The sequence below is a fragment of the Streptomyces sp. SD31 genome, from assembly GCF_052068475.1.
GTDB lineage: Bacteria > Actinomycetota > Actinomycetes > Streptomycetales > Streptomycetaceae > Streptomyces.
This window is the reverse complement of the sequence record NZ_JBQHCX010000017.1, coordinates 204,326-217,329: the sequence shown is the minus strand read 5'-3', so window position 1 is coordinate 217,329 and position 13,004 is coordinate 204,326. Positions and strand designations below refer to the sequence as shown.

The window sequence follows — 13,004 nt, the reverse complement described above, 5'->3', positions numbered from 1 at the left end:
CGGCGATGAGATGCCTCATGCCTTCACCTCCGCCCGCAGCTCCTCCGGCAGATGGAACCGCGCCAGGATCGCCGCCGTACCGGCCGGCACCCGGCCCGGGGTGGCCAGGGACACCAGGATCATCGTGAGGAAGCCCAGCGGCACCGACCAGAGCGCGGGCCAGGCGAGCAGCGCGTGCAGCGCCCCGGAGCCGGGGAAGCCCGCCATCGTCGCCGCTACGGCGAGCAGCGCCGAGCCGCCGCCCACCAGCATCCCGGCCGCGGCGCCGGGCGGGGTGAGCCGCCGCCACCAGATGCCGAGGACGAGCAGCGGGCAGAAGGACGATGCGGAGACCGCGAAGGCCAGGCCCACCGCGTCGGCGACCGGCAGCCCGCCGACCAGGGCGCTCGCGGCGAGCGGGACGACCATGGCGAGGACCGTGCCGAGCCGGAAGTGCCGTACGCCCCGGGACGGGAGCACGTCCTGGGTGAGGACGCCCGCGACGGCCATGGTCAGGCCCGACGCCGTGGACAGGAACGCGGCGAAGGCGCCGCCCGCGACCAGTGCGCCGAGCAGGTCGCCGCCCAGGCCGCCGATCATGCGGTCGGGCAGGAGGAGGGCTGCGGCGTCCGCGTCGCCGGTGAGGGTGAGTTCGGGGGCGTAGAGGCGGCCGAGGGCGCCGTAGACCGGGGGCAGCAGGTAGAAGGCGCCGATCAGGCCGAGCACGGCGACGGTGGTGCGGCGGGCGGCGACGCCGTGCGGGCTGGTGTAGAAGCGGACGACGACGTGCGGCAGGCCCATGGTGCCGAGGAAGGTGGCGAGGATCAGGCCGTACGTGGCGTACAGCGGGCGTTCGCCGCGGCTCTCGGCCTGCGAGGGGGACAGGTCGCCGCTGGCCGAGCGGTCGGGTTCGGGGACCTCGGCGCCCTTGGCGAAGGTCAGGCGGGTGCCGCCCGCGATGTGGTGGGTGCCGGCGGGGAGCCGCAGCTGCTTCTCGTCGTGGCTGCGGCCGTCGATCGTGCCGCTCACGGTGACGGTCAGGGGTCGTTCGAGCTTGAGGTTGAGGGTGCCGTCGACGCGGACGACGCTCTGTTCGCGGAAGGTCGCCGGTTCGTCGAAGGCGTGGCGGGGGGCGCCGTCGCCCTGCCAGGCGAGGATCAGGAAGAGGGCGGGGACGAGCAGGGCCGTGAGTTTGAGCCAGTACTGAAAGGCTTGCACGAAGGTGATGCTGCGCATGCCGCCGGCGGCGACGATGGCGACCACGACGACGGCGACGATCACTCCGCCGAGCCAGTCGGGTGCGCCCGTCAGCACGGTCAACGTCAGTCCGGCGCCCTGGAGTTGGGGCAGCAGATACAGCCAGCCGGTGCCGACGACGAAGGCGCCCGCGAGCCGCCGTACCGCCGGGGAGGACAGGCGGGCCTCGGCGAAGTCGGGGAGGGTGTAGGCGCCCGAGCGGCGCAGCGGGGCCGCGACGAACAGCAGCAGGACCAGGTATCCGGCGGTGTAGCCGACCGGGTACCAGAGCATGTCCGGGCCCTGTACGAGGACCAGGCCCGCGATGCCGAGGAAGGAGGCGGCGGAGAGGTACTCGCCACTGATCGCGGCCGCGTTGAGGCGGGGGCCCACGGTGCGGGAGGCGACGTAGAAGTCGGAGGTGGTGCGGGAGATACGCAGGCCGAAGGCGCCGACGAGGACGGTCGCGAGGACGACGAGGGCGACGGCGGGGACGACGTAGCTGGAGTTCACGGCCCTGTTGGTTCCTTTGGCTCAGCGGTCTTCGACGAGCCGTATGAAGTCCCGCTCGTTGCGCTCGGCGCGGCGCACGAACCAGCGGGCCAGCAGGACCAGCGGTGCGTAGAGGCCGAAGCCGAGGACCGCCCATTCCAGGTGGCGGGAGGCCGGCATCGCGGCGAACAGCAGGGGCAGGGGGCCGACGAGCAGGCCGAGGACGGCGAACACGGCGAGGGCGGTGCGCAGCTGGGTGCGCATCAGGGAGCGGACGTAGGTGTGGCCGAGGGTGGTCTGCTCGTCGATCTCGGTGCGCGGGCGGTAGTAGCCGGAGACGCGGCGGGTCTGCCGGGGCGGGCCGGTGACGACGACACGACGGTCGGCGGGGTTGCTGGGCATCCTCACGGCCTCCTCATGAGCAGGTCCCGCAGCTCGCGCGCGTGCCGCCGGCTGACCTGGAGTTCCTCGGAGCCGACCATGACGCTGACGGTGCCGGCGTCCAGGCGGAGTTCGCCGATGTGGCGCAGGGCGACGAGATGACGGCGGTGGATGCGGACGAAGCCGCGGGAGCGCCAGCGCTCCTCCAGGGTCGACAGGGGGATGCGGACGAGGTGGCTGCCCTTGTCGGTGTGCAGTCGGGCGTAGTCGCCCTGGGCCTCGACGTGGGTGATGTCGTCGACGGAGACGAAGCGGGTCACACCGCCGAGCTCCACGGGTATGTGGTCGGGGTCGGGCTCGCTCACGGGTATGCGGGGGGCGGTGTCGCGGAGCTCGGCGGCGCGCAGTTCGACGGCGCGCCGGACCGCCTCCGCCAGGCGCTCCTTGCGGACGGGCTTGAGGACGTAGTCGACGGCCTTGAGGTCGAAGGCCTGCACGGCGAAGTCCTCGTGGGCGGTGACGAACACGACCAGCGGCGGCTTGGCGAACCCGGTCAGCAGCCGGGCCAGGTCCAGCCCGTCCAGGCCCGGCATGTTGATGTCGAGGAAGACGACGTCGATCGCCTCGGGCCCGCCCGGCCCCGACTCCAGGGCGCGGTTGATCCGGCGCAGCGCCTCGGTCGCGTCGCCCGCGCCCTCCGCGCTGCCGATGCGGGGGTCGGCGTTCAGGAGGTAGAGGAGTTCCTCCAGCGAGGGGCGTTCGTCGTCGACAGCGAGGGCGCGCAGCATGAACCCGGAGTGTAGGAGTAATTCGCACGCTTGGACATGTGCTCCCGGTGGACGTTCGCGCTGGGTATCGCGCCGCTTACAGTGCCCTCATGAACAGCGGCGCGGCATCCTTCGACGAACTCGATCGGAAGATCATCACCGCCCTCATGGCGAACGCCAGGACGAGCTTCGCCGAGATCGGCACGAGCGTCGGGCTGTCCGCGACGGCGGTGAAGCGGCGCGTGGACCGGCTGCGCGACACCGGCGTGATCACCGGGTTCACGGCGACGGTCAGGCCGTCGGCGCTCGGCTGGCGTACGGAGGCGTACGTCGAGGTGTACTGCGAGGGCGCGGCCCCGCCGCGGCGGCTCGCGGAGGTGGTCCGCAACCATCCGGAGATCACCGCGGCGATGACGGTGACGGGTGGCGCGGACGCGTTGCTGCATGTGCGGGCACGGGATGTGGGGCACTTCGAGGAGGTGCTGGAGCGGATCCGCGTCGAGCCGTTCATCCGGAAGACGATCAGCGTGATGGTGCTGTCCCATCTGCTCCCCGAGAGCCCCGAGGCGGGCGCGAGCCAGCCGGCACCCGAGCAGACGTCACGTTAAACATTTTCGGCGCGCAGCAAGCCTGCGTCTGCCGAAGAAACTACGCAGGATTCCTGCGTGGACACGCAATATTCCTTCCTTGTCGCTCACATCCGGCACTTCCTACCTTGGTGTCAACTCTCAGTCGACACTCGCAGGAAGCGGAGGAACCCCTCTGTGCCCGACTCCCGTGTGCCGCGCCGGCGGCGGTATCTCGTCTGCGAACCCAGACACTTCGCCGTGCAGTACGCGATCAACCCCTGGATGCGGCCCGACGCCCCCGTCGACGTCGATCTCGCCCAGGCTCAGTGGCAGGCGCTGATCAGCGCCTACCGCACCCACGGCCACACCGTCGACACGGTGGAGCCCGCCCCCGGCCTGCCGGACATGGTCTTCGCCGCGAACTCGGCGGTCGTCGTGGACGGCCGTGTCTTCGGCTCCCTCTTCCACGCGCCGGAGCGGCGCCCCGAGTCCACGCACTACGACACCTGGTTCAAGACGGCGGGCTACGACGTGTACCGCCCCGAGTCCGTGTGCGAGGGCGAGGGCGATCTGGTCTGGACGGGCCGGTATGTGCTGGCCGGCACCGGATTCCGTACCACCCGTGAGGCCCATCGCGAGGTGCAGGAGTTCTTCGGCCATCCGGTGATCAGCCTGACGCTGGTGGACCCGCGCTTCTACCACCTGGACACGGCGCTGTTCGTCCTCGACGACGACAACATCGCGTACTACCCGGAGGCGTTCTCGCCGGGCAGCCGTGAGGTGCTCGCTCGGCTGTACCCGAACGCGGTGCTCGCCACCCGCGATGACGCGATGGCGTTCGGTCTGAACTCCGTGTCCGACGGACGCAACGTCTTCATCGCGCCCCAGGCCGAGGCCCTCGCCTCAGCCCTCACCGACCGCGGCTACGTCCCCGTCCCCGTCGACCTGTCGGAGTTCCGCAAGGCCGGCGGCGGCATCAAGTGCTGCACACAGGAGATCCGCTGATGACCGCTCCCGTGACCACCCGCTCGTCCGCCGACCTGATCCGCGCCGAGGAGCCGGTCCTGGCGCACAACTACCACCCGCTGCCCGTGGTCGTCGCGCGCGCCGAGGGCACCTGGGTGGAGGACGTGGAGGGCCGCCGCTACCTCGACATGCTGGCGGGTTACTCGGCCCTGAACTTCGGCCACCGCCACCCGGCGCTGATCGAGGCGGCGCATCGCCAGCTCGACCGCCTGACCCTCACCTCGCGCGCCTTCCACAACGACAAGCTGGCCGAATTCGCCGAGCGGCTCGCGGAGTTGACCGGCCTGGACATGGTGCTGCCCATGAACACGGGCGCCGAGGCGGTCGAGTCCGGCATCAAGGTGGCCCGCAAGTGGGCGTACGAGGTGAAGGGCGTCCCGGCCGACCGGGCGACGATCGTGGTCGCCGCGGAGAACTTCCATGGCCGTACGACGACGATCGTGTCGTTCTCCACGGACGAGACGGCACGGCAGGGCTTCGGCCCCTTCACGCCGGGCTTCCGGATCGTGCCGTACAACGACCTGGCGGCGCTGGAGGCGGCGGTCGACGAGACGACGGCGGCGGTGCTGCTGGAGCCGATCCAGGGCGAGGCCGGTGTGCTCATCCCGGACGAGGGCTACCTGACCGGCGTACGCGAGCTGACCCGCCGCAAGGGCTGCCTCTTCATCGCGGACGAGATCCAGTCGGGCCTCGGCCGCACGGGCCGTACCCTCGCCGTCGAGCACGAGGCGGTCGTGCCGGACGTGCTCCTGCTGGGCAAGGCGCTGGGCGGCGGCATCGTGCCGGTGTCGGCGGTGGTGGCCCGCCGTGACGTACTCGGCGTGCTGCGCCCGGGCGAGCACGGCTCCACGTTCGGCGGCAACCCGCTGGCCGCCGCGGTCGGCACGGCGGTGGTCGAACTCCTCGAAACAGGCGAGTTCCAGCGCCGGGCCACCGAGCTCGGTGTGGTCCTGCGCGGCGGCCTGTCGGCCCTGCTCGGCAAGGGCGTCGTCGGCTTCCGCGCACGGGGCCTGTGGGCGGGCGTCGACATCGACCCGGCGGCCGGCACGGGCCGGGAGATCGGCGAACGGCTCCTGCGCGAGGGCGTCCTGGTCAAGGACACCCACGGCTCCACGATCCGCCTGGCCCCACCGCTGACGATCACGGCGGAGGAGCTGACGGGGGCGCTGGGGGCGCTGGAGAAGGTACTGGCGTAGACGCCCCGGTATACCGGCACGGCATGGCGGCCCGGCCCTGGACATGGGGGCCGGGCTGTTTGCCGGGGGGAGGAGGGCAGGCGCTTCGCACCGTGCCTTGTCGGCCTGCCGTCGGCGTCCGCGCCCTCCGCCCCTCATCGTCGTCCACCGTTCCGCCGCCTCCACTCCGCCGGCCGTCACCCGCAGTGCGCAGCCCCCGCGCCCCCTCCCATCCGCGCCCCCGTCTCCCGGCTCCACCCCGTGCTCTCCCCCATCCTCAATGCGCAACCTTCCGCACCCCACCCACCGCCACCGGCCCCGCTCCCGCCATCACATCCCCCCGCACACCGCCGCCCCTTCCTCAACTTCCTCAACTTCCTCAACGCCGTCAATCCCCCCACACATGGACCGCCCCTCCCCCCATTTCCTCGCCCCCGCCCTCCCCCTCCAGCCCCCCACTCCCGCACACGCCCGGCCCCCGCAAAGAGGCAGCGTTGACCGGAAGGGTGAAGATGGGGACAAGAGGTGGTAGACCGCTCTCAGCGACAGAGAGGTCGGCCGTGGGCACACACGAGGAGCGGGGCGTTGCCCGGCAGAGGTTCGACGTGGCGGACGCCGTGCCTGTGCTGCTTGACGCGCAGGGCCGGGTGACGGGGTGGACCAGGGACGCCCAGCGGCTGCTGGCGTACCCGGCCCCCGAGGCGGTGGGCAGGAGCGTCGCCGAGCTGCTGAGCGCCGAGGACGCGGACCGGGTGCCGGAGCTGATCGAGCGGTGCCGCGTGGAGGGCGGCTGGGCGGGGCTGCTGACGGCCCTGCGCAGGGACGGGCTGCCGGTCAGGCTGATGGTGCGGATCACCGCGGCCCTGGACAGCCAGGGGCCCTCGCGGTGGCTCGCGCTCCTGTCCGAGCTAGACGAGGCGCCCGGCTGGGACATGAGCCGGGCCGTGCTGGAGCAGATGGTCGCCCGCTCCCCCGTCGGCATAGCCATCGTCGACACGGACCTGCGGTACGTCTGGTCGAACAGCGCCCTCGCCCAGTACGGCGGCGGCCCGCCGACCCGTCGGCTCGGTCTGCGGCTCGCGGACATCCAGCCCGGCCTGGACGCCGAGTCCATCGAGGCACAGATGCGCCGCGTGCTGACGACCGGCGAACCGATCGTCGGCTACGAGCACGTGGGCCACGCCCGCTCCGCACCGCTGCGCGAGACCGCGCACATGATGTCGTTCACCCGGCTCGACGACGGCCAGGGCCACCCCATGGGCGTGTACTACACGGTCGAGGACATCACCGACCGGCACCGCGCCCGGCAGCGCCTGGCCCTGCTCGACCGGGCCGGCGAGCACATCGGCCGCTCCCTGGACATCACCCGCACCGCTCAGGAGCTGGCCGACGTGGCCGTACCGGGACTGGCCGACCTGGTCACCGTGGACCTGCTGGACTGGGTGCTGCGGGGCGGGGAGCCCAGCGCCGGGCCGCTGAGCGGCACGGGTCCGGTGCCGCTGCGCCGTGCGGGGCACCGTTCGGCCACCGCGCGGGTGCCGGAGGCCGTCGTCGACATCGGCGAGGTGGTCACCTATCCGGCGGACTCGCCTCCGATCCGCTGTCTGAGGACGGCCAGGTCCTGGCGCGAGGAGAGACTGGACCCCCTCGGCGAGGCATGGACCCAGCACGCGCGCGGCGGGCGGGCCGCCATCTTCCTGGAGCTGGGCCTGCACAGCGTGATGATCGTGCCGATCCGCGCGCGGGGCGTCACCCTGGGCGTCACGACCTTCTTCCGCCGCCACCGCCAGGAGTCCTTCGAGGAGGACGACCTGAACCTGGCGGAGGACCTCGTCTCCCGGGCGGCGGTCTGTGTGGACAACGCCCGGCGCTACACCCGCGAGCGCGACGCGGCGCTGGTCCTGCAGCGCAGCCTGCTGCCGCACCAGCTGCCCGAGCAGGACGCCCTGGAGGTGTCCGCCTGCTACCGGCCGGCCGACGAGCTCACCGGCCTCGGCGGCGACTGGTACGACGTCATCCCGCTGTCGGGCGCCCGCGTCGCCCTGGTGGTGGGCGAGGTGCCCGGGCACGGCATCGACGCCGCGGCGGCGATGGGCCGGCTGCGGACCGCAGTACGGACCCTCGCCCTGCTGGATCTGCCGCCGGAGGAGGTGCTGGCCCATCTCGACGACCTGGTCGCGCGGTCGGCTCGCGAGGAGGCCGTCCAGATGGGCGCGGAGGAGGCCGCCATCGCCCAGTCCGTGGGGTCCGGGTGCGTGTATGTGATCTACGACCCGGTCGATGGGCAGTGCACCATGGCGGCCGCGGGCCATCCGGCGCCGGCGGTCGTGCGGCCCGACGGGGGCGTCACCTTCGTCGATCTGCCGCAGGGAGCGCCGCTCGGGGTGGGCGGCCCCCCGTTCGAGTCGGTCGAGCTGGCCCTGCCGGCGAACAGCACGCTCGCCCTGCACACCGACGGACTGCTGGCGCGTGGGGACGACTGGGCCATCGACGCCGACCGGGACCGGCTGCGGGCGGCCCTGGAGCGGCGCACCGACTCGCTCGACCTGCGCTGCCGGACCGTGGTCGACGCGCTGGTCCCGGACCGCCCGCACGACGACGTGGCCCTGCTGATGGCCCGCACCCGCCTTCTCGGCACCGATCAGGTCGCCGACTGGGACCTGCCGACGGACCCCGCCGCCGTCGCCGACGCGCGCAAGACGGCCGCCCGGCAACTGTCGGAATGGGACCTGGAGGAGTTCGCCTTCACGACGGAACTGGTCGTCAGCGAGCTGGTCACCAACGCGATCCGGTACGCCACCGGCCCCATCCGGCTGCGCCTGATCAGGGAGCGCGCGCTGATCTGCGAGGTCTTCGACGGCGGCGCCACCGCCCCGCATCTGCGCCATCCGCGCACCACCGACGAGGGCGGGCGCGGGCTGCTGCTGGTCTCCCAGTTCACCCAGCGGTGGGGCACCCGCTTCGTCCCCGAGGGAAAGATCATCTGGGCCGAGCAGTCCCTGACGGATCCATCGCCCTGACCAGCCCCACGCGCATAGGTGCAGCAGATCGGAACATAAGTCGTACACCGTGGGAAACTGGTCTGATCCCGGTGGTGAGGCGGGAGCCATGAACGAAAAGGCGATCGACTACGAGGCCGTGTTCCAGGGCCTGCCCGGAATGGTGGCGCTGCTGACGCCGGAGCTGGTCTACGCCGACGCCAACGAGGACTTCCAGCGCCTGTCCGGGCGCACCCGCGCACAGCTGGTGGGCCGGTACATCTTCGACGTCTTCCCCGACAACCCCAACGACCCCGCCGCCACCGGCATGCGTGACGTCCAGGCGTCGATGCTGCGCGTGGTGGCCACCGGCGAGCGCGACACCATGGCCCTGCAGCGCTACGACGTCGAGGACCCCATGCGCCCCGGCCACTGGGAGGAGCGCTACTGGAGCCCGGTCAACGCGCCCGTCTTCGGCCCCGACGGGCGGGTGGCCCTCATCGTGCACCGGGTGGAGGAGGTCACCGAGCTCATCCACCTCCGCGGCAGGCAGGGTGGCGACACCCGGGCGCGGGTCCTGGAGGCCGAGCTGTACACACGCGCCCGCGAGCTGCAGGAACTCAACGAACGGCTGCGACAGGCCCACGCTCGCGAGCGCGAGGTGGCCCTCGCCCTGCAAGAGGCGATGCTGCCCGCCGGTCGGCAGGTGCGCGACCATCGGGCGGCCGTGCGCTACCGGCCCGCCGTCGGCGCGCTGAACGTGTGCGGCGACTGGTACGACGTGGTCGATCTGGTGGGCGGCAACCGTATCGGCGTATCCGTGGGCGACGTGGTCGGCCACGGCCTGGAGGCCGCCGGTGTCATGGGTCAGCTGCGCAGCGCGCTCAGCGCCACCTCCCGCGTCGCCGACGGCCCGGCGCAGGCGCTCGATGTGCTGGGGCGGTACGCCCATGTCGTCGACGGCGCCGAATCGGCCACCGCGGTCACCACGTTCGTCGACTTCGACGCCGACACGATCACCTACAGCAGCGCGGGCCATCCACCGCCGGTGCTGGTGCACGCCGACGGCCGCGTGGAGTTCCTCGACCTGGCCACCGACCCGCCGCTGGACGCCCGCCCCGATCCGACCCCGAGGCCACAGGCCGTCACCACGTTCACCAGCGGCGCCACGCTGGCGCTGTACACCGACGGCCTGATCGAACGCCGCCGCGAGGACATCGACAGGGGCCTGGCCCGCCTCGCCGACTCACTCGTTCGCCATCGCACGGCCGACGCCGAGACTCTCGCCGACGCCGTCCTGCGGGAGTTGCTGCCGCCGGGAGGCGCGACGGACGACACGGCGCTGATCATCGTGCGGCTGTGATGAACGAGCAGATGAGCGAGCAGACGCGCGAGCAGACGAGAAGGCTCCCCGCAAGTGGGAGCGCCCTGCCACCCGGTCACCGTGATCACGCCAAACCGCGCCGTCGGGTTGCCGCACCCCTGCCCGTGACACCAGGCTGGTCCGGCGGTCCTCCCCACCCGCAAGTGACGCCGTCGGCCGATCTCCTGACCTCCACTCAGGACATTCGGTGTCGGTCGGCATCCGCACGACCCGACCCGGTTCCGGCCTGTCACCCCTGCGCCTACACTGGCAGCCCCACGGCACGCCGGTTGACCTGCCAGAACTCGGCGGTAGGAACTGATCCGCCGGAGTGAGGAGCGACCCCTTTGTTCTACTACGTACTCAAATACGTGTTGTTGGGACCTCTGCTGAGACTGGTCTTCCGCCCCCGAATAGAGGGCCTCGAGCACGTGCCGACCACCGGCGCGGCCATCGTCGCCGGCAACCACCTGTCGTTCTCCGACCACTTCCTGATGCCGGCGATGCTCAAGCGCCGCATCACCTTCCTCGCGAAGAAGGAGTACTTCACGGGCCCCGGCATCAAGGGACGTCTGACCGCGGCCTTCTTCCGCAGCGCCGGGCAGATCCCGGTCGACCGCACCGGCAAGGAGGCGGGCCAGGCCGCGATCCGCGAGGGACTCGGCGTCCTGAGCAAGGACGAACTCCTCGGCATCTACCCGGAGGGCACCCGCTCGCACGACGGCCGCCTCTACAAGGGCAAGGTCGGCGTCGCCGTGATGGCCCTCAAGGCCGGGGTCCCGGTCATCCCCTGCGCGATGATCGGCACATTCGAGGCCCAGCCGCCGGGCAAGGTCATCCCGAACCTCCACCCGGTGACGATCCGCTTCGGCGAGCCCCTCGACTTCTCCCGGTACGCCGGAATGGAGAACGAGAAGGCGATCCTGCGTGCGGTGACCGACGAGATCATGTACGCGATCCTGTCGCTCTCCGAGCAGGAGTACGTCGACGAGTACGCGGCCGTCGCCAAGGCCGAGGAGGCCGCCGCCAAGGCGGAGACGGAGCGCAAGTTCCCCAGGCTGCCCATCAGTTGACGGGACTCTACTGTCGGCGGTCCGCTCGGGCATCCGACAGGCGGGCGGCACCGCGCCCGACACCGGGCGAAGTTCGGTTGCCGCCCGCCGAGGCCCCCCGCCGAGAGCCCGCGCCGACGACTGTCCGACGGGAGCGGCAGCCGCCCCGCCAGGCCTGGCGAAAGGCGCCGGGCGAGCGGGCAACGGCTCCAGCAGGACCGCCCGAAAGAGCCGAGTAACCCGACAGGCCCGGCGAGGATCCACCCGCCCGGGCAGAACCGACGGGAGGCGCACACGGTATCGACCAAGGCATGCCTGGGCCCGAGAGACCGGCACCCACCCGACCGTGCTCAGCCGAGAAACTCAACCACCCCATCAAGCACCCTGCACAGCCACAGCGCGCCCGCCGCAACGGCGCTCACCAACGCCGCGGGCCGACAGAAGACGTACTCGGAACCGGCGCAGGAACTCACGAAAGCGTGCCTCCGCCCGAGAGACCGACACCCACCCGACCGTGCTCAGCCGAGAGACTCAAGCACCCCGTCGAGCACCCTGCGCAGCCGTAGCGCGTCCGCCGCCACGGCGCTCACCAGCGCGGCGGGTCCGGCGAGCGGTAGGACGGCGGCGTTCTCCCCCAGGACCCGAGCCGTCACCGGAGACTCGGCGAACTCGGGTCGTACGACGACGAGTTGGCCGACGGCTCGATGGCCGCCGAGCCCGGCGGGCCCGTCCCAGCCACCCGGTGCGCCGGGACCGCAGGCAAGCTCCTGATCGAGTACGACCCGACCCGCGACGCTCACCCGGATCCGACTGCTGAGCCGCCCCGGCTCCTCCCCCACCCGCCCGAGCACCTGCTCCTCACGCAGTACGAGCCGCCCCGCCGCGCCGACCTCGACGCGCGTCGTGACGTACAGATCACTGCCCCGAGCGGAGATCAACTGCTCGGGCAGCCAGTGCAGTTCGCCTCCGTCGGCGACGGAGAGCCGTACGTCGTAACGGGCCTCGCCCTTGCTCTGTCCCGGCAGCGCGATGGTGGCGGCCGCCGATCCGACGCGCAGCCGGGCGCCGGCCTGAACGTCGGCCTCCACGGTGAAGTGGTCACCGCCGAGAGGCCCGCTCATCGCCCCGACGAGCATGACCCGCGCCTCGGCACCGCTCCCCCGGGTCCGCCGCAGCGCCAGTGGCCCGTCGCCCTCCAGCACGGGCAGTGAGGTGCCGCCCCGCCCGTCGTCCAGGGCGGCGATCCGCGCGACGGCTCGGACACCACCTGCCACGGTCACGCCGTCCACGCCGTGAGCCGCGTCCGTACCCAGTCGGCGACGTCGCGCACGCCGGGCTCGCTGCGCAGCGACTGGAAGACGACCGGCAGTTCGGCCCGCTGCGTCTTGGCGTCGGCCGCCATCCGCGCCAGGTCGGAGCCGACGTACGGCGCGAGGTCGGTCTTGTTGACGACGAGGAGATCGGCGGTGGTCACCCCCGGTCCGCCCTTGCGCGGAATGTCGTCCCCACCGGCGACGTCGATCACGAAGATCTGCGCATCGACGAGCCCCTTGGAGAAGGTCGCGGTGAGATTGTCCCCGCCGGACTCGACGAGGATGAGGTCGAGGGGGCCGACCTCGTCCTCCAGATCCTCGACGGCTTCGAGGTTCGCGGAGATGTCATCCCGGATCGCGGTGTGCGGACAGGCCCCGGTCTCCACGGCGGTGATCCGCTCGGGCGGCAACACGGCCTCCCGCAGCAGGAACTCGGCGTCCTCGCGCGTGTAGATGTCGTTCGTGACGACGGCGAGGGAGAGCTCGTCCCGCAGGGCACGGCAGAGCGCGGCAACGGTGGCCGTCTTACCGGACCCGACGGGCCCTCCGAGACCGATGCGCAGCGCACGCCGCGATCCGTCGGGACGGTGAGCGTCGGCACTGACGGCGGAGGGGCCGTCGTGGGAGTGGTCGAGATGCATGGTCGGCTCCTTTGATACGCAGGCCGGCTACT

11 protein-coding genes are annotated in these 13,004 nt (G+C 72.0%); 6 read left to right on the top strand and 5 right to left on the bottom strand.

The annotated features are described in order from the left end of the window. Positions 1-15 precede the first annotated feature (15 nt). From ACTMVF_RS32370 to ACTMVF_RS32360, 3 genes are read right to left on the bottom strand one after another with little or no spacing between them, the layout of a single operon-like run. The gene (locus tag ACTMVF_RS32370; protein ID WP_441274637.1) at positions 16-1,728 is read right to left on the bottom strand and encodes a sodium/solute symporter; all 1,713 of its coding nucleotides are present in this window, start codon (positions 1,726-1,728) and stop codon (positions 16-18) included. A 21-nt stretch (positions 1,729-1,749) separates the two neighbouring features. Beyond that, positions 1,750-2,109 (bottom strand): hypothetical protein, encoded by a 360-nt coding sequence (locus ACTMVF_RS32365; protein ID WP_441274636.1) that lies wholly within the window; start codon positions 2,107-2,109, stop codon positions 1,750-1,752. Positions 2,110-2,111: 2 nt separating this feature from the next. Next, positions 2,112-2,876, bottom strand: coding sequence for a LytR/AlgR family response regulator transcription factor (locus ACTMVF_RS32360; RefSeq protein WP_441274635.1), 765 nt, complete (start codon positions 2,874-2,876; stop codon positions 2,112-2,114). Positions 2,877-2,965: 89 nt separating this feature from the next. Here ACTMVF_RS32360 and ACTMVF_RS32355 point away from each other — a divergent pair, with 89 nt between their 5' ends. The 6 genes from ACTMVF_RS32355 to ACTMVF_RS32330 all read left to right on the top strand — a co-directional run bounded on the left by ACTMVF_RS32355 (position 2,966) and on the right by ACTMVF_RS32330 (position 11,039). Then, entirely contained in the window at positions 2,966-3,463 is a 498-nt protein-coding gene (locus tag ACTMVF_RS32355; protein WP_441274634.1) for an Lrp/AsnC family transcriptional regulator, read from the top strand. 156 nt (positions 3,464-3,619) lie between these two features. Continuing rightward, positions 3,620-4,429 (top strand): dimethylargininase, encoded by an 810-nt coding sequence (gene ddaH / locus ACTMVF_RS32350; RefSeq protein WP_441274633.1) that lies wholly within the window; start codon positions 3,620-3,622, stop codon positions 4,427-4,429. Beyond that, positions 4,429-5,646 (top strand): ornithine--oxo-acid transaminase, encoded by a 1,218-nt coding sequence (gene rocD / locus ACTMVF_RS32345; RefSeq protein WP_441274632.1) that lies wholly within the window; start codon positions 4,429-4,431, stop codon positions 5,644-5,646. Before ddaH ends, rocD begins: the two co-directional genes overlap by 1 nt. 539 nt (positions 5,647-6,185) lie before the next feature. Continuing rightward, a complete protein-coding gene (locus ACTMVF_RS32340) occupies positions 6,186-8,645 on the top strand; it encodes a SpoIIE family protein phosphatase (protein ID WP_441274631.1) in 2,460 nt (819 codons plus the stop codon). Between the two features lie 88 nt (positions 8,646-8,733). Beyond that, on the top strand, positions 8,734-9,966 hold the full coding sequence (locus ACTMVF_RS32335) for a PP2C family protein-serine/threonine phosphatase (RefSeq protein WP_441274630.1): 1,233 nt from the start codon (positions 8,734-8,736) through the stop codon (positions 9,964-9,966). Between the two features lie 347 nt (positions 9,967-10,313). Beyond that, the gene (locus tag ACTMVF_RS32330) at positions 10,314-11,039 is read left to right on the top strand and encodes a lysophospholipid acyltransferase family protein (protein WP_441274629.1); all 726 of its coding nucleotides are present in this window, start codon (positions 10,314-10,316) and stop codon (positions 11,037-11,039) included. A 497-nt stretch (positions 11,040-11,536) separates the two neighbouring features. Here ACTMVF_RS32330 and ACTMVF_RS32325 read toward each other — a convergent pair whose 3' ends face one another. Both ACTMVF_RS32325 and ureG read right to left on the bottom strand, forming a co-directional pair. Beyond that, positions 11,537-12,307, bottom strand: coding sequence for an urease accessory protein UreD (locus ACTMVF_RS32325; protein WP_441274628.1), 771 nt, complete (start codon positions 12,305-12,307; stop codon positions 11,537-11,539). Beyond that, the gene (gene ureG, locus ACTMVF_RS32320) at positions 12,295-12,972 is read right to left on the bottom strand and encodes an urease accessory protein UreG (protein WP_441274627.1); all 678 of its coding nucleotides are present in this window, start codon (positions 12,970-12,972) and stop codon (positions 12,295-12,297) included. The genes ACTMVF_RS32325 and ureG overlap by 13 nt, the downstream gene beginning before the upstream one ends. Between the last annotated feature and the right edge of the window lie 32 nt (positions 12,973-13,004).